Origin of the sequence: Rhizobium sp. 16-488-2b, assembly GCF_017741815.1 — a bacterium.
Classification (GTDB): Bacteria; Pseudomonadota; Alphaproteobacteria; order Rhizobiales; family Rhizobiaceae; genus Rhizobium.
This window is the reverse complement of record NZ_JAGHMF010000023.1, coordinates 23,264-38,673: the sequence shown is the minus strand read 5'-3', so window position 1 is coordinate 38,673 and position 15,410 is coordinate 23,264. Positions and strand designations below refer to the sequence as shown.

The 15,410-nt window shown below is 62.5% G+C and carries 14 protein-coding genes; 5 read left to right on the top strand and 9 right to left on the bottom strand.

What is annotated here, in order from left to right; all coding sequences use genetic code 11:
- Positions 1 to 2: 2 nt before the first annotated feature.
- Both J5286_RS19385 and J5286_RS19380 read right to left on the bottom strand, forming a co-directional pair.
- Positions 3 to 1,160 carry an ABC transporter substrate-binding protein gene (locus J5286_RS19385; protein WP_209191760.1) on the bottom strand — a complete coding sequence of 386 codons (1,158 nt, stop codon included), beginning with the start codon at positions 1,158 to 1,160 and terminating at the stop codon, positions 3 to 5.
- A 140-nt stretch (positions 1,161 to 1,300) separates the two neighbouring features.
- On the bottom strand, positions 1,301 to 2,209 hold the full coding sequence (locus J5286_RS19380; protein WP_018901998.1) for a LysR family transcriptional regulator: 909 nt from the start codon (positions 2,207 to 2,209) through the stop codon (positions 1,301 to 1,303).
- 179 nt (positions 2,210 to 2,388) lie between these two features.
- On the opposite strand from J5286_RS19380, the gene J5286_RS19375 reads away from it, so the two are divergent.
- A complete protein-coding gene (locus tag J5286_RS19375; RefSeq protein ID WP_209191759.1) occupies positions 2,389 to 3,099 on the top strand; it encodes a hypothetical protein in 711 nt (236 codons plus the stop codon).
- A gap of 134 nt (positions 3,100 to 3,233) precedes the next feature.
- Here J5286_RS19375 and lysS read toward each other — a convergent pair whose 3' ends face one another.
- The 3 genes from lysS to J5286_RS19360 all read right to left on the bottom strand — a co-directional run bounded on the left by lysS (position 3,234) and on the right by J5286_RS19360 (position 8,402).
- Entirely contained in the window at positions 3,234 to 4,730 is a 1,497-nt protein-coding gene (lysS, locus tag J5286_RS19370; RefSeq protein ID WP_209191758.1) for a lysine--tRNA ligase, read from the bottom strand.
- A gap of 227 nt (positions 4,731 to 4,957) precedes the next feature.
- Positions 4,958 to 6,412 (bottom strand): glutamate--tRNA ligase, encoded by a 1,455-nt coding sequence (gene gltX, locus J5286_RS19365; protein ID WP_209191757.1) that lies wholly within the window; start codon positions 6,410 to 6,412, stop codon positions 4,958 to 4,960.
- 220 nt (positions 6,413 to 6,632) lie between these two features.
- A complete protein-coding gene (locus tag J5286_RS19360) occupies positions 6,633 to 8,402 on the bottom strand; it encodes an SLC13 family permease (protein ID WP_209215375.1) in 1,770 nt (589 codons plus the stop codon).
- Between the two features lie 198 nt (positions 8,403 to 8,600).
- Here J5286_RS19360 and J5286_RS19355 point away from each other — a divergent pair, with 198 nt between their 5' ends.
- Positions 8,601 to 8,861, top strand: coding sequence for a hypothetical protein (locus tag J5286_RS19355; RefSeq protein WP_245206306.1), 261 nt, complete (start codon positions 8,601 to 8,603; stop codon positions 8,859 to 8,861).
- Between the two features lie 169 nt (positions 8,862 to 9,030).
- Here J5286_RS19355 and J5286_RS19350 read toward each other — a convergent pair whose 3' ends face one another.
- Complete coding sequence (locus J5286_RS19350; protein WP_209191755.1) at positions 9,031 to 9,789, bottom strand: bestrophin-like domain; 759 nt, start codon at positions 9,787 to 9,789, stop codon at positions 9,031 to 9,033.
- 152 nt (positions 9,790 to 9,941) lie between these two features.
- Here J5286_RS19350 and J5286_RS19345 point away from each other — a divergent pair, with 152 nt between their 5' ends.
- Positions 9,942 to 10,487 carry a glutathione peroxidase gene (locus J5286_RS19345; protein ID WP_449090066.1) on the top strand — a complete coding sequence of 182 codons (546 nt, stop codon included), beginning with the start codon at positions 9,942 to 9,944 and terminating at the stop codon, positions 10,485 to 10,487.
- Positions 10,488 to 10,492: 5 nt separating this feature from the next.
- Here the strand turns inward: J5286_RS19345 and J5286_RS19340 are convergent, their stop codons facing one another.
- Positions 10,493 to 11,323, bottom strand: a complete 831-nt coding sequence (locus J5286_RS19340) for a helix-turn-helix domain-containing protein (RefSeq protein ID WP_209191753.1) — start codon at positions 11,321 to 11,323, stop codon at positions 10,493 to 10,495.
- Between the two features lie 92 nt (positions 11,324 to 11,415).
- Between J5286_RS19340 and J5286_RS19335 the strand changes: the two genes are divergently transcribed.
- Complete coding sequence (locus J5286_RS19335) at positions 11,416 to 12,342, top strand: phytanoyl-CoA dioxygenase family protein (RefSeq protein ID WP_209191752.1); 927 nt, start codon at positions 11,416 to 11,418, stop codon at positions 12,340 to 12,342.
- Positions 12,343 to 12,396: 54 nt separating this feature from the next.
- On the opposite strand, the gene J5286_RS19330 is transcribed toward J5286_RS19335, so the two are convergent.
- Both J5286_RS19330 and J5286_RS19325 read right to left on the bottom strand, forming a co-directional pair.
- Entirely contained in the window at positions 12,397 to 13,161 is a 765-nt protein-coding gene (locus J5286_RS19330; protein WP_047509731.1) for a TerC family protein, read from the bottom strand.
- A gap of 192 nt (positions 13,162 to 13,353) precedes the next feature.
- Positions 13,354 to 14,025 carry a TetR/AcrR family transcriptional regulator gene (locus J5286_RS19325; protein WP_112944176.1) on the bottom strand — a complete coding sequence of 224 codons (672 nt, stop codon included), beginning with the start codon at positions 14,023 to 14,025 and terminating at the stop codon, positions 13,354 to 13,356.
- A gap of 154 nt (positions 14,026 to 14,179) precedes the next feature.
- On the opposite strand from J5286_RS19325, the gene J5286_RS19320 reads away from it, so the two are divergent.
- Positions 14,180 to 15,367: an HlyD family secretion protein gene (locus tag J5286_RS19320; RefSeq protein WP_209191751.1), complete on the top strand. Its 1,188-nt coding sequence runs from the start codon at positions 14,180 to 14,182 to the stop codon at positions 15,365 to 15,367.
- The last annotated feature ends 43 nt before the right edge of the window (positions 15,368 to 15,410 follow it).

Genomic DNA, 15,410 nt, shown 5'->3' with positions numbered 1-15,410 from the left:
TGTTACCGCCCGCCAATCACGCCGATATAATCCGACACCCAGCGGTGATAGGGCACGCATTCGCCCTGTTCGCACTTGGCGGTGGGCGTGCGCCAGAACTTGATCTTGTCGAAGTGATCATAGCCGTTGGTGGCGCAGCCGGTGTCGGTCATCAACTCGTTGCCCTTGCAGGCAGCCGGAACCGAGGGGACGGCGCCGAACCAGGCGGCGGCGTCGCCCTGGACCTTGGCGGACAGCGAATGCTCCATCCACATGTAGGCGCAGTTCGGGTGCTCGCTGTCGGCGTGCAGCATGGTCGTATCAGCCCAGCCGGTGACGCCCTCTTCGGGGAAGGTGGAGGCGATCTTCTGCTTGTCGGCCTGCATCAGGTTGACCTGGAAGGGCCAGGAGCCGGAGGCGACGACGCCTTCGTTCTTGAAGTCGTCGATCTGGATCATCGCGTCGTGCCAGTAGCGCGAGACGAGCTTGCGCTGGCCGCGGAGTAGGTCGAGGGCGGCCTTGTACTGGTCTTCGTTCAGTTCGTAGGGGTTCTTGATGTTGAGTTCCGGCTTATGGACCATGAGATAGAGCGCGGCGTCGGCGATATAGATCGGGCCGTCATAGGCCTGCACGCGGCCCTTGTTGGACTTGCCGTCGGGCAGCGTCTCTTCCTCGAAGACCACCTTCCAGCTCTTCGGCGCCTCGCCCTTGAAGGCGTCGGTGTTGTACATCAGGACGTTCGGTCCCCAGAGATAGGGAACGCCGTAATGAACGCCGCCAACTGTGTACCAGGGCGCATCCTGCAGACGCTTGTCGACGTTCTTGAAGCTCGGGATGAGATCGGTGTTGATCGGCTGGACGCGCTTGCCGGCCACGAGGCGCAACGAGGCGTCGCCGGAGGCGGTGACGAGGTCGAAGCCGCCCTCGTTCATCAGCGACACCATTTCATCGGAGGTGGCGGCGGTCTTGACCGAGACCTTGCAGCCGGTCTCCTTCTCGAAACCGGTGACCCAATCGTAATTCTTGTCGCTTTCGCCGCGCTCGATATAGCCGGCCCAGGCCACGATGCTGACGGCGCCTTCGCCCTTGCCCAATTCCTTCAGCGGCTCGGCCGCCACGACCTGCGTCACGAAGCTCAGGGTCGCAAGCGCAGCCGTGCACGATTTCAGAAGATATTTCATCTGATGTCTCCCGGTTTTGGTGCCACTTCGTGGCGTTTTGTTCCCGGCAGAAAAGGTGACGCGAAAAAGCCGCTTTCGCAAATTCATTTATCAGAATGGCGTTATCGGAATTTCCGATAGGTGGTTGCGTGCGCTAAGGTTTAGCGCGGTCGTCCTGAGCGCATGGCCTCGGCGATGCCGACGAAATCCCTTGCTGCCTGCGGGAGGCTGGAGCCCTTGCGCCAGACCATGCCGACCTGAACGACCGGAAGGGAGCCCGAGACATCGCGGCTTTCGATACGGTCGCCTTCCAGCGACCATGGGCGGTAGACGAGATCGGGAAGCAGCGCCACACCGGCGCCTGTCGCGACCAGGCTGCGCACCGCTTCGACGGAGCGGGTGCGGAAGGCGACGTGCGGGCGGGCGCCGAGCGCCGAGAGCAGCTTGCCGGTGTTCTCCTCGATTTCGTCGACGGTCAGCATGATCAGCGGTTCGCGGGCGATATCGGCGATCGAGATGATGTCGGCGGACACAAGCGGGTGGCCCATGGGGAGCCAGAGGCGATAGGGCGAGGTTTCCAGGATCTCGGCCTGCAATGCCATGCGGTCGCGCAGGTTGGAGATCACCATGACGGCGACATCGAGCTCGCCGCCAACAAGCAGATGCTCGAGATAGCCGCCATTGTCCTCGATGGCCGAGACCTCGACGCCGGGGCAGGCGCGGCGGTAGCGGGCGAGCAGGTCGGAGAGCACGTAGCCGGCGACCAGCGAGGTGACGCCGATGTTGAGCGTGCCCGAGGGCTGGTTGCTGGTGCCGGAAAAGCTGGCGCGGGCATCGGAGACGCTGGCCAGGATCTTGGTGGCGTGGCGCAGGAACTGGTGGCCGTTATGGGTGATCGTCAGCCCGCGCGGATGGCGGTCGAAGAGCTCGACGCCGAGGTCGGTCTCCAGCTCCTTCAGCGCTTCCGTAACCGAGGATTGCGAGATCGACAGGTTCTGCGCGGCCCGCGTGATCGAGCCCTGCTCGGCCACTGCGATGAAGTATTGAATCTGGCGAAGCGTGAAGGCCATGGCATCTTAGAGCATGGCGCCCGAGGCCATTGCAAGCGTGCACCATGCTGGACCTTTTTTGGGATAAGTCTCTTTGTGGCACAAACTTCTTGCCCGCATTTAAGTATTCCGAAACGTCATTTCTCTAGCGTCCACACCAGTTTATTGCGTTGGAGTGACTTGATGGCGGAGCAGTTGGCGTGAAGGCCTTACTGCGCATCTTCCGGCCTTCCCGGAAATTGGTGCTGATCATCGGCGGAATTGCCCTTCTCGGGGGCGTTTCCGGCGGCGCAGCGCTGTATATCGGCAAGGACACCCTGCTCGGTCCTCCCGCGGAGACCGTGAACGGCGCCGCGTGCACCGACGTCAATCTCGTCACCATCAAGAAACAGAAGCGGGTCTGGATTCGCAAATACATCAAGACCGAGCCGACCGACGGCATGACCCGCGTCAAGACGGCGCTTAGGGTAGCAAAAGCTGTCTACGAGGCGCAGAAGCCGGATCTGGTGCAGGTCGTGGTTCTCGACGCCAACGGCCCGACGCTGCGCTCCGATATCCGCGGCCGGGCGATCGGCGCCGACGTGGTCTATATCCCACATCCCGATCCGATCGTCGAAAGCATCGAGGGCAACAAGACATATACCGCCCGCTACTACGACGGCACGGCTGCGGCCAACGGCCTGTTCTTCGGCGAACGCATCGATTTGCCCGAGGACGAGATCACTACGCTCAACGCGTCTTTCAAGGACGTGTCCGATTGTATCGACCCGATCGCGGTGGCCGCGACCGAGGGCGGAGAGGGCAAACCCGCTGCGAAGGGCGAAGGCGCGAAGCCGGCCGAGGGAGGGCACGGCGCTGCACCGGCCGAAGGTGAAGCAGCCCCGGCGGCGGCGCCTTCAGGCGGGCATTGATTGGTTGCTCGGTCGGCGGGGTCTTTCCGTCCGGCAACGGAGAACAACGCGTCGGTATTTCGTTAGCGGAAACACAAACAAAAAAGGCGGCCAACCCTTTCGGGTTGCCGCCTTTTGCATGTCCGTAACCAGCCTTAGTCAGCCTTGGCCTTGCGGGCCGGGAAAAGGATGACGTCGCGGATCGAGGGGGCGTTGGTGAGCAACATCGTCAGGCGGTCGACGCCGATGCCGAGACCACCTGCGGGCGGCATGCCCTGGTCGATGGCATCGAGGAATTCGTCGTCCAGCTGCTTGTCCTTCTCGCCGCGGGCATGGGCCTGCTCGAGCTGCTCGACCATGCGGCGGCGCTGTTCTTCCGGATCGTTGAGTTCCGAGAAGGCGTTGCCCAGTTCCCAGGCGTTGCAATAGGTCTCGAAGCGCTCAACGAGGCGCGGCTCGCCCGGCACTTCCTTGGCGAAGGGCGAGATGTCCTTCGGGAAGTGGGTGACGTGGCTCGGCTGGATCAGCGTGCCTTCGACCTTCTCCTCGAAGATGAAGGCCAAGCATTCGCCCCAGGTCCAGTCTCTCTCAACTTCGAAGCCGGCGGCCTTGGCGGCGGTGCGGGCTTCCTCGTCGGTCTTCATGGCGAGGAAGTCGATACCGGTCGCTTCCTTGACGGCGTCAGGCATCGGAACGCGCTTGAACGGACCCTTGAAGGAGATCTGCTTGTCGCCGAAGGGGAATTCGGTCGTGCCGTGCACCTGCAGCGCCAGCTTTTCGAACAGGCGCTCGACGAGGTCCATGATGTCCTCGTAATCGGCATAGGCCCAGTAGCACTCCATCATGGTGAACTCGGGATTGTGCCTTGTGGAGACGCCCTCGTTGCGGAAGTTGCGGTTGATCTCGAAGACCTTGTCGGTGAGGCCCGAGACCAGCGTGCGCTTCAGGAAAAGCTCGGGCGCGATGCGCAGGTACATGTCCTGCTTCAGCGTGTTGTGGTGCGTCTTGAACGGATCGGCCGTCGCGCCGCCGTAGACGGAGTGCAGCATCGGCGTCTCGACTTCCATGAAGCCGTCGTCTTCCATGAAGCGGCGGATGCCGGAGAGGATCTTCGAGCGCTGCTGGAAGCGGAGCTTGGATTCGTCGTTGCTCATGATGTCGAGGTGGCGCTTGCGATAGCGGATCTCGATATCGGCGATGCCGTTCCACTTCTCCGGCATGGGTAGAAGCGACTTGGTGAGCATGGTGATCTCTTGGGCGTTGATCGACAGTTCGCCGCGCTTGGTGCGGCGCACCGTGCCGGTCACGCCGATGATGTCGCCGATGTCGATCATGGCGAGCATCTCGCGGGCGGCCTCGGGCGTCACGTCCTTGTGGCTGAAGATCTGGATCTTGCCGCCGGCGTCATGGATATCCATGAACATGCCGGAGTTGCGCGAGGAGTAGACACGGCCGGCGACGGTTACGACGTCAGTCGTCTCGATGTCGGATTCCAGATCCTTGTACTTCTCGGCCAGCTCGGCATTGGTGATGGTGCGGTGGAAATGCGCCGGATAGACGTCGCCGATCTTTTCGCGCAGCAGCTTCAGCTTCTGGGCGCGGACCTCAGTCGCGTCGGAGGAGAGGGTGGCGGTTTCGGTCTTTTCGGTCATGTCATTTGCCTTTTTCGGGCTGTGTTCGTTGCGGTTACCCCCCTCTGTCCTGCCGGACATCTCCCCCACAAGGAGGGAGATTGGCTGGGCTCACCCGATCGCCTACGCTCATTGTCTGGCGTAGGCCGGACCGCTGGTCGATCTCCCCACTTGTGGGGGAGATGCCCGGCAGGGCAGAGGGGGGTACTTCAGAATGCCGGCGTCAACGCCGGCACTTTCTTGTCAAATCACTTCGGCCCGACCAGCGAGGCCGCGGCCTGGGCGGCCAGTTTCAGGCGCTGGCGGACGACCGAGCGGCCGAGGATGGCCATACTGTCAAACAGCGGCAGCGAGCGCGACGAGCCGGAGACGGCGACGAAGAGCGGGGCGACGATCACCTTGAGCTTCTTGCCCATGCGGTCGCCGATGGCGCGCAGTTCGGCTTCGATGGATTCGACGTTCCACTCGAGGATCTTTTCCAGATCCGGTTGCACCGTGTTCAGGATCTCGAGGATTTCTTCCGGCGGCGACTTGATCTTGGCGAAGGCGGACGGATCGAGGTTGAGGTCCGACTTCAGGAGGAAGCCCATCAGCTCCGGCAGTTCGCCGAGCTTGGAGATGCGCGACTGCGACAGCGCCATGCCGGCCTTGAGGCGATCGTTTTCCATCGCCCAGGTCAGAACGCGGCTCTGGAACTCTTCTTCCGACATCTTTTCGCGGATCCACCGGCCGTTCAGCCAGTCGAGCTTCTGGATGTCGAAGATGGCGCCGGCCTTGGAGAGGTTTTCCGGGTCGAACTTGCCGGCCAGTTCCTCGATGTCGAGCAGTTCCTCGCCTTCGGCGATCTGCACGAAGAACAGGCCGAGGAAGTTCATCAGCGCTTCCGGGATATAGCCGAGCGCGGAGTAATAGGAGATCGAGGTCGGGTTCTTGCGCTTCGACAGCTTCGACTTGTCGGCATTTCTCATCAGCGAGAGATGCATGAACACCGGCTGGTCCCAGCCGAAATAGCGGTAGAGCAGGATGTGCTTGGGCACCGATGCCAGCCACTCCTCGCCGCGCGCGACGTGGGTGATCTTCATCAGATGGTCGTCGATGACGTTTGCCATGTGATAGGTCGGCATGCCGTCGCCCTTGATCAGGACCTGCATGTCGACCGAATCCCACGGGATCGAGACGTCGCCGTAAACGCCGTCGGTGAAGTCGCAGGAACCCTCGGTCGGGATCTTCATGCGGATGACGGAGCTTTCGCCCGATGCCAGCTTGGCGGAGACTTCCTCGGCGGAGTACTTCAGGCAGAGACCGTCATACTTCGGCGGCTTGCCGGAGGCGCGCTGGGCCTCGCGCATTTCGGTCAGGCGCTCGGGCGTGCAGAAGCAGCGGAAGGCATGGCCCTTGTCCAGCAGTTCCTGGGCGTAAGGCTGGTACATGTCCTTGCGGTCGGACTGGCGATAGGGGCCGTAGGGGCCGCCGATATCGGGGCCTTCCGACCATTCCAGGCCGCACCACTTCAGCGCGTCGAGCACCTTGGTTTCGAATTCGGGCGTCGAGCGCGTGGCATCGGTGTCTTCGATACGCAGGATGAACTCGCCGCCGTGCTTCTTGGCGAAGAGGTAGTTGAAGAGTGCGATGTATGCGGTGCCGACATGCGGCTCGCCGGTTGGCGAGGGAGCAATGCGGACGCGGACGCCGGAAGCTGTCATTTTATGTGCCCGTCAAATAAATGCCGGACGGCTTTCTGAGGGAAAGCAACGCTCGGCCTGAAGAATGCAGATAACTGGATCAGGAAACCGGCCGGAAAAGGGCATTTCGCCCGCTTGCCCGGCCAATTGTCCGTTTGGCTGGCTTTAAGGCCATATTCGGCTGCACACGTCAAGGAAAATGCCGCCCGCCCGGTGCCGGCGGCATGCCTTAAGTGCCTCCTTAAGTTACTGGCCAGACCCAGAGCAGCAGCGGCACGCTGACGAGGATGATCAGGAAGGAGAGCGGCAGGCCGAGGCGGGGGTAATCGCTGAAGCGATAGCCGCCGGGGCCGAAGACCAGCGTGTTACACTGGTGGCCGATCGGGGTCAGGAAATCGCAGCCGGCGCCGATCGCCACCGCCATCAGGAAGGCGTCGGGCTTGTAGCCGAGGGTCTGGGCGAAGCTTGCGGCAATGGGTGCCATGACGAGCACGGTGGCGGCGTTGTTGAGGAAAGGCGTGACCGCCATCGCGGTGATCAGGATCAGTGCCAGCGCGCCGTAATGCGGCATCTGCGCTGCGAGATGGCCGAGCCAGCCGGCGATCAGCTCGCTTCCCCCCGTGGTCCGGAGCGTATCGGAGACGGGGATCAGCGTCGCGAGCATGATCAGGATCGGGGCGTCGAGCGCCTTGTAGACATCGACCAGCGGGATGACGCGGAAGACGACCATGGCGAGCGCCGCACAGAAGAAGGAGGTGGCGACGGGCACGACGCCGGTGGCGGTTGCGGCCATGGCGGCGAGCAGGATCAGCAGCGGCAGATAGGCACGACGCGAGGTGCCGAGCATGATGTCGCGCTGGGCGAGCGGCAGGCAGGCGAATTCCTGCAGGAAGGCAGGCAAATTGCGGCGGTTGCCCTGCAGCACCAGCACGTCGCCGGCGCGTAGTCTCACTTCGCTCAGGCGCTCGTTCAGCCGGTGGCCCTTGCGGGAGACGGCGAGCAGATTGACGCTGCGGCGGTTCGAAAGCGACAGCTGCCGCGCCGACCAGCCGACCAGCTGCGATTCCGAGGCGACGATCGCCTCGATCGAGATGAGGTCGTTGCGCTCGGCGGGGTCGGCGATCGGCTTGCCGGAGAGTTTGAGCTTGGCGTTGGAGACGATGCGGTCGAGCGCGTCTGGGCTGCCCTCGAGCAGCAGCGTGTCGCCGCTTCTGAGTTCCACGTCGGGGAAGGGCGAGAGGCGGGTGTGGCCGCGCAGGATCGCGGTCGCCACGGCGTCGCCGTCGCCGAGCTTCAGGAGATCGCTGAGCGGCTTGCCCTCGACGGTCGATTCCTCGGCCACGGTTGCTTCGGAGAAATAGGCCTTGGCGTCTAGCGCTTCCTCAAGCGATGGGTTCTCGTTCTTTCTTTCAGGGACCAGCCAGTGGAAGAAGATCAGGAAGACGACGCCAACCAGCGCCAGCGTGGCGCCGACGGGGGTGAAGTCGAACATGGTGAAGGGCGTGCCGGTGATCTCGCCGCGCAGGCGCGAGACGACGATGTTGGGCGAGGTGCCGATCTGCGTCATCAGGCCGCCGAGAAGGGCCGCGAAGCTCATCGGCATCAGATAGAGCGAGGGCGACTTGCCGCTCTTGCGGGCGAACTGGAAGGCGACGGGGATCATGATCGCCAGCGCGCCGATGTTCTTGATGAAGGCGGAGAGCACGGCGACGACGATAAGCAGCAGCGCCAGCTGGGTGTGCAGCGTGTCGAGATTGGGAAAGAAGCGTTTGATCGCGGTATCGACGATGCCCGAGCGGGCGACGCCGGCGCTGACGACAAGCGCGCTGCCGACGATGATGACGATATCGTCGCTGAAGCCGGAGAAGGCCTTGTCGAAAGGCACGAGGCCGACCGCGATCGCCAGTACCAGCGCGCAGCAGGCGACGAGATCGTAGCGAAAGCGGTCCCAGATGAAGACCGCCATCATCAGGCCAATGACGCCGAAGGCGAGAATCTGCTGTGTTGTCATGCGTTTCCGGGAACTGGATCGGAAGCCGGGAGATTTCCCGGCCTTCGCGGATAACTGTGCCGCGCGCGATGCACTTCAATGGCTTAGGGCGCGCAAACTTCATGCGGTGCGCAGCGGCCGAGTATCGTTCGCATTGAGATTTCGGTCGCGGCCGGTATATGGACGCTGATGGGCGGACGGCGCCGCCGAGGAGTGAGCATGGGTAACGAGACGCGCAAGGGCGCAGCTAGCGGCAAGCGTCCGGATGAGAAGGCGCCCGATACGCTCGCGCTGTTGAAAGCGATCGCGGATAGCCCGCGGCGCGACAACTCCAGCTATCACGACGCCATGGCGCAGGCGCGCCAGGCATTCGAGGCGGCGGAAGCGGCCATCGGTGGTCCGGTCAGGGTCAAGACCAAGATCAAGACCAAGCGCAACGGCGACTATGTCGTGAAGTGGACCTTCAAGCCGGCTAAGTAATCAGGCCGATCCGGGCGTGAAGCCGAAATAGTAGACCATGGCCATGACCACGGCGACGGTGAAGATGATGGCGACGAACCGCGTCATGCCGCGGCGGGCTTTCTTTTCTGTGCTCTTCATACGGACCAAACCGATCGAGAGCCAATATGGTTCCGACATTTGGTCGTCGTCAGCGCTGAAGTTCGGCCAGCGCGCGGCGCAGCGGCAGGTCGGAAATCTGGATGAGCCCGTTGAAGGGGATGTCCATGTCGAGCACCAGATAGATCGAGGCCGAGATCAGGAATGCGGCGATGGCGAACATCGAGACGACGATGATGTTTTTCGGCGCGCGATAGCCAAAGCTCGCGAAGATCAGGATCAGCCATGTCGCCAGCATGGCAATCAGCGGCCTCGGTATGACGCCTTCGGACTGCTCGACGAGGACCCAGCGCTGCTCGACGATGCGCTGATACTGCTGGCGCGCATTGTTCAAGAGCGCGATATGGCCGGGATCGTCGGGGGTGAGGAGGGACAGGCTGTTTCCGACCTCGTTCAAGGCGAACTCGGCGGCGGGGTCGCCTTTCACCAGCGGGTCGCTGGATGGCGGAACGTTGCCGAGCGCGATTTCGACGTAGGTGGAAAGTCGCCGCTTGGTTTCGTTGGCTTCCAGCCCGTAGGTTCGAAGCGTCTGGTCGAAGAGGATGATCTCGGTGGCGAAGGCGTGGACGTTGCTGTCGATGCCCTCGAAGGTGTTCTTCGCCGAGTTGATCATCAGACTGAAGACCAGCGAGGTCATGACCACGAAGATGTTGGCGACCAGACGCACGACGGCATTGGTCTCTTCCTGCCGGTGGTGGCTCGGCAGCTTGTGATAGCTGAGCATAGTACCGATAGAGGCGGCGATCAGGCAGGCGCAGATAAAGGCTGCCAAAAACACTTCCCGAGACATCCAGATCCTCCCGCCCGATCCTCTGCATGCTGCCGCGTCATTCCGTCCAGACTAGATGGTTTGAGCGATTTTGCCAGCGGGCGATTTCGGCGCTGGACAAACGGGCGCGCGGGTATAGCTTCCGCGTCGGTATTTCATGTTGGAGATTGATGATGACCGATATCTTGAGCGTGCCGGTAAAGCTCGCCGATGGCCGCGAGACCACGCTGAACGAATACAAGGGCAAGGTCGTGCTTGTCGTCAACGTTGCCTCGAAATGCGGGCTGACGGCGCAGTATGAAGGGCTGGAGAAGCTCTACGAAGACAAGCGCGAACGCGGCTTCGTCATCGCCGCCTTCCCGGCCAACAACTTCAAGGGCCAGGAGCCGGGCACCGACGCCGAGATCGTCGAGTTCTGCACGCTGACCTATGATGTGAAATTCCCGATCTTCTCGAAGATCTCGGTGAAGGGCGATGACCAGCATCCGCTCTACAAGATGCTGACGGGTATGGGCCTGCCGAGCACGGGCGAAGGGCCGATGCGCGAGAAGCTGGTCGATCGCGGTCTCGCGGAAGCCGGCGACAAGGGCGTTCTCTGGAACTTCGAGAAGTTCCTGGTCGACCGCGACGGCAAGGTTGTCGCCCGCTTCGCACCGGATGTGACCGCCGACGACCAGCGTCTGGTGCAGGCGATCGACAAGGAGTTGGCGGCAGGGTGATCTGATCAGGCGCGACGGTGCCGGCGGCGAAACTCGCTCGGCGAGCACCGTTCGCGATCCTGGAACAGCCGTGAGAAATAAAAGGCGTCGTCGAGACCGATCGCGCGCGCGATCGCCTCGATCGCAAGGTCCGACGTCGTCAGGAGCTGCTTGGCATGGTCGATGCGCAGGCGCAGCTGGAAGGCCTTGGGCGAAAGCCCGGTCGCGGCCGCGAAGCGTCGGCGCAGCGTCGCCGGCGACAGGCCGAATTCTGAGGCGAGGGCGGTCATGTCGACCGGTTCGAACGCCCGCTGTTCCAGCGCTTCCACCACCTTTTCCATCGTCGCATCCGTCTTGGCGCCTGCCGTCGCGCGGGATGCCTGGCGCGCGGACTCGATGACGATCCGGTAGAGGGTCGCGGCCGATGCGGCGAGGCCGAGCGGATTGTCTTCGGCGAACTCGTCCTGCAGCGTGGTGAAGAGATGCCGCATCTCGCGCGGGTTTTCGAGTGGCATCATTGGTGCGGCCTCGTCGATCAGGCGCTGGCGGAGCCATTCGTCGGCGAGGGTGCCTGAAAACAGCGCCCAGCGCTCGTCCCAGCTTTCGCCCGGATCGGGGCCGTAGCCGTGCACCATTCCGGCAGGGAGCCAAAAGAGCGCCGGGCCTGATATCTCGATCGTTCCCGCCTTGTCGCTCTGCAGCCACCCATGCCCGCGTTCCACCATCACGACGGCATGCGTCGGTAGCCTGCGGTTCTTGAGTCGACTGGTGACGCGCTGGCGGCCGAAGCCTGTTACGGTCAAGCTGGTGGCACCTGATGGAGGGGAGCGATAGAGCGCAATCGTGGCGTCGCTCATGAGCGAAAAGTCCAGCCCGTTTTTCCGTCCATGGCCTTCCTCCTTGGTGCGGGCGATAAAGCGTCAGACTATTCGCTTGGGAGGTGATCGAAATGTCAAGTCTTGCTGTTCAATCCCGTGACGTACCCGCGATCGAGCTGTTTGCCGACGGTAAGCGCCTGTCGACCGCGCCGAACCGCATGGGGCGGTTGGAGGCGACGGATCCCGGTATTGGGCTTGAGGCGATCCGCGAGCGCTATGAGCGGGACGGCTATGTCTGGCTGAAAGGGTTCCTGAAACGGGATGACGTGCTGGCGTTTCGCGGATGGGTGTTCTCGCATCTGGCGCGCTCCGGGCTGATCGAGGCGGGGTCCGACCCGGCGCTCGGGCTGGTCTCTGGCGCCGAGCCCGAGAAGCAGCTGGCCGACCGCATCCTGATGGCGCTGGTGCGCTCGGCGGCTTATGAGGGGTTTTGCGCGCAGCCTCGGCTGACGCGGTTCATGGACCAGTTCCTTTCCGGCATCTCCTATCTGCACAAGCGCAAGATCATGCGCTTCACCCGCCCCGGCACGCCCACGGCGACGCCCGCGCATTACGATCTCGTCTATCTGCGCGGCGGAACGAGCCGGATCGTCACGGCCTGGATCCCGCTCGGCGATACGCCGGTCGACATGGGCGGACTGGTTTATCTCGAGGGGTCGCATGCGATCGGCAAGCGGATGGAGGCGGAGTTTGCGCAAAAGAGCGTGGCGCTCTCACCGGAAGAGCGGATCAACGCCTATAATAGGAACATGAGCGAGGGCGGCTGGGTGTCGAAGGATCTGCCTGGGATGGCCGAGCGCTTCGATACGCGCTGGCTGATCGCCGATTACGAGGCGGGCGATGTGGTTCTGCACAGCCCCTACATGATCCACGCCGCGACGACCAACCGCAGCGCCGAGGGCCTGATCCGGCTTTCGACCGATATCCGCTTTCAAAATGTCGAGGACGAGATCGACGCGCGCTGGGCGAACCACTGGACGCTCGGCGATATGCTCTGAGAGATGGTTCCGATGCGAAACGGGCGCGGCCTGATGGCCGCGCCCGTTTTGTCTTTAGTGCAAGGTTTCCTTGCTGGTGCCGCCGCGCTTTTTCTTCTTGGCGTTGCGGGCCAGCATGTTGAGCACCTCGACGAGGGCGGAGAAGGCCATGGCAGCGTAGACGTAGCCCTTGGGGACGTGGAAGCCCATGCCTTCGGCGATCAGCGTCATGCCGATCATCATCAGGAAGCCGAGCGCCAGCATGACGATCGTCGGGTTCTTCTCGATGAAGTTGGCAAGCGGGGTTGCGGCAACCAGCATGACCGTGACGGCTGCGATAACGGCGATCACCATGATCGGCAGATGCGGCGTCATGCCGACGGCGGTGATGATGCTGTCGACGGAGAAGACCAGGTCGAGAACCAGGATCTGGCCGATGACGGCGGTGAAGCTCGCGACGACAGCAGCGGATGCCGCGTCATTCTCATGATCGACCGGGTCCACGGTGTGGTGGATTTCCTTGGTCGCCTTCCAGAGCAGGAAGAGACCGCCGGCGATCAGGATCATGTCCTTCCACGAGAAGCCGTGGCCGAAGACTTCGAAGACCGGCGTCGTCAGCTTGACGATCCAGGCGACGGTGCCGAGCAGCGCCAGGCGCATGATCAGAGCCAGGCCGATGCCGAGCTTGCGGGCCTTTTCGCGGGTTTCAGGTGGAAGCTTGTTGGTGAGGATGGAAATGAAGATGAGATTGTCGATCCCGAGGACCACTTCCATCACCACCAGGGTGACGAGGGCCACCCAGGCGGCCGGGTCCTGCACGAGCATCATGATGTCTTGCATCTATGTATATCCCTTTGCGCCACATTAGCGGTCGCTCGAATGTAATCGCGCGCCTCTGCTTGGCAAGCATGTCTTGGAAAGCGCGCAAGGGAGTATACGAAAGTCGGCGGGGTTTTATTCCATGGCCCAGGTCGTTTAAGCGGGACCGCTCCTGTGCCGGAACGGTCCTGATCCGGGGATGTCAGGCGTAGATCAGCCTTTGTTCGCGACCCCATAGGTCGCCATGAACATGCGCACGGCGCCATTGATGACGCGCTCGGCTTCCTGTTTCGACGGCGGCTTTTCCATGCTGCCAAACAGGCGGAACTTGAAGAAGCTGCCGCTGGAGAGATCGAGGAACTGGGCGGCGGCAAGTTCGATGTCGTCGATATGAAGCTGGCCGGCCTCGACATAGCGAATGAGATAGTCGCGCAGGATGGTGCGCAGGTTTTCCGGGCCGTTAAAGAAGCGCTGACAGAGCGCCGGCATGCGGTCGCGCACACCGAGCACGGTGCGCATGGCGCTGATGACCTTCTCATCGGTCATATGGGCTATGAAATCCATGCCGAAATCATGGAGACCGGTTTCCACGTCCTCGCGCTCGGCAAGCGTGGTGCGCATCGCGGCAACGAAGGCGGCGCGTTCGCTCTCGATCATCGCGGCGAACAGCTCTTCCTTGTTGGCGAAGTATACGTAGAGCGTACCCTTCGAAACGCCGGCCTCGCGCGTGATGTCGTTCATGCTGGCGGCATCGAAGCCGTATTTCATGAACGCGCGGCGGGCACCGTCGAGAATTTGTTTGCGTTTTGCGGGATCTTCACCCGCTGCCCATCTGCCTCCTGCAGATGTCGATTCCTCCACGGAAACGTCGGAAAAGTCTGTCATAGCTCCTTAACCATATTCGCACATGCGAATGTTTCGTTAACAAAATCGAACCGGGTGGTTCGATACATCTTGATATGAACGTAAAAAGGCTCTATGTCAACTAAACCGAACCGTTCAGTTCGATCAGTTTTACTCGATTTACCGGTATTCTCTCATGTCGTCCAGCCAGAACGCCAATGTCACCAGGATTGTCAGCAAGCCTGCCGAAGGTGAGGCTCAGGAAGCCGTCACCGCGGAAGCCCCGCGCACGCCGCAGACCGTGGCCGCCCCGGTCGAGACGGCACCTGAGCAGAAGAAAAAGAAGCGCAGCCCCGTGCTGCCGATCCTCGGGCTGGCCCTTCTCGCCGGCGCTGCCTATTTCGGCTACCAGTGGTTCACGGTCGGCCGTTTCATGATCTCGACGGATGACGCCTATATCGAAGGCGATATCGCCACGATCTCTCCGAAGGTCACTGGCTACGTCGCCAAGGTGAACGTCGTCGCCAACCAGCGGGTCAAGGTCGGCGACACCCTGGCGACGCTCGACGACGGCGACTACAAGCTGGCGCTGGAGCAGGCGCAGGCCTCGCTCGACACCGAGAAGCTGTCGCTGCAGCGCATCGACGCGCAGATCGCCGGCGGCGAGGCGAGCCTCGACCAGGCCAAGGCGCAGAAGGTTGCGCTCGATGCTACCGTTCGCGGCGCGCAGATCACCCAGACCCGCGCCAGCGAACTGCAGGCGAAGTCGGTCGGCACGACCGCATCGCTCGATACCGCGAACATCGCGCTCGACCAGGCAAAGGCCAATCTCGTCGGTGGCGACGCCGCGATCGCATCGGCGGAAGCCAATGTGACGCTGTTGCACGCACAGCGCCGCGAAGCCGAAGGCACGATCCGCCAGCTCGAGCTTGCCCGCGACAAGGCCGCGCGCGACCTGTCCTTCACGGTTCTGAAGGCGCCTTATGACGGTGTCGTCGGCAACCGCTCAGTTCAGGAAGGCGATCTGGTTTCGCCCGGCCAGCGCCTGATGGCGCTCGTTCCGGTCCGCCAGCTCTATATCGACGCCAACTTCAAGGAAACGCAGATCCAGCATCTGGTTCCGGGCTCCAAGGTCAATGTCCATGTCGACGCCTATGACGATCATGCGATCGTCGGCACGGTGGAATCGATCTCGCCGGCATCGGGCTCGGTGTTCTCGCTGCTGCCGCCTGAAAACGCGACGGGCAACTTCACCAAGATCATCCAGCGCGTACCGGTTCGCATCGCCCTGCCGCAGGACGCGCTCGACACGGGTCGCCTGCGCGCCGGCCTCAGCGTCGTTGTCGACGTCGACACGCGCACGGCGCCGGATGCCGCCAAGTAAGGCGCTTCGCGCTTAACCTGGCCACGTAATAGACGAGGTAGGC

What these genes read in the sequence shown, in the direction of transcription:
- J5286_RS19385 (WP_209191760.1), bottom strand. Translation starts at nt 1,160, where the DNA reads ATGAAATATCTTCTGAAATCGTGCACGGCTGCGCTTGCGACCCTGAGC.
- J5286_RS19380 (WP_018901998.1), bottom strand. Translation starts at nt 2,209, where the DNA reads ATGGCCTTCACGCTTCGCCAGATTCAATACTTCATCGCAGTGGCCGAG.
- lysS (WP_209191758.1), bottom strand. Translation starts at nt 4,730, where the DNA reads ATGACCGAAAAGACCGAAACCGCCACCCTCTCCTCCGACGCGACTGAG.
- gltX (WP_209191757.1), bottom strand. Translation starts at nt 6,412, where the DNA reads ATGACAGCTTCCGGCGTCCGCGTCCGCATTGCTCCCTCGCCAACCGGC.
- J5286_RS19360 (WP_209215375.1), bottom strand. Translation starts at nt 8,402, where the DNA reads ATGACAACACAGCAGATTCTCGCCTTCGGCGTCATTGGCCTGATGATG.
- J5286_RS19355 (WP_245206306.1), top strand. Translation starts at nt 8,601, where the DNA reads ATGGGTAACGAGACGCGCAAGGGCGCAGCTAGCGGCAAGCGTCCGGAT.
- J5286_RS19350 (WP_209191755.1), bottom strand. Translation starts at nt 9,789, where the DNA reads ATGTCTCGGGAAGTGTTTTTGGCAGCCTTTATCTGCGCCTGCCTGATC.
- J5286_RS19345 (WP_449090066.1), top strand. Translation starts at nt 9,942, where the DNA reads ATGACCGATATCTTGAGCGTGCCGGTAAAGCTCGCCGATGGCCGCGAG.
- J5286_RS19340 (WP_209191753.1), bottom strand. Translation starts at nt 11,323, where the DNA reads ATGAGCGACGCCACGATTGCGCTCTATCGCTCCCCTCCATCAGGTGCC.
- J5286_RS19335 (WP_209191752.1), top strand. Translation starts at nt 11,416, where the DNA reads ATGTCAAGTCTTGCTGTTCAATCCCGTGACGTACCCGCGATCGAGCTG.
- J5286_RS19330 (WP_047509731.1), bottom strand. Translation starts at nt 13,161, where the DNA reads ATGCAAGACATCATGATGCTCGTGCAGGACCCGGCCGCCTGGGTGGCC.
- J5286_RS19325 (WP_112944176.1), bottom strand. Translation starts at nt 14,025, where the DNA reads ATGACAGACTTTTCCGACGTTTCCGTGGAGGAATCGACATCTGCAGGA.
- J5286_RS19320 (WP_209191751.1), top strand. Translation starts at nt 14,180, where the DNA reads ATGTCGTCCAGCCAGAACGCCAATGTCACCAGGATTGTCAGCAAGCCT.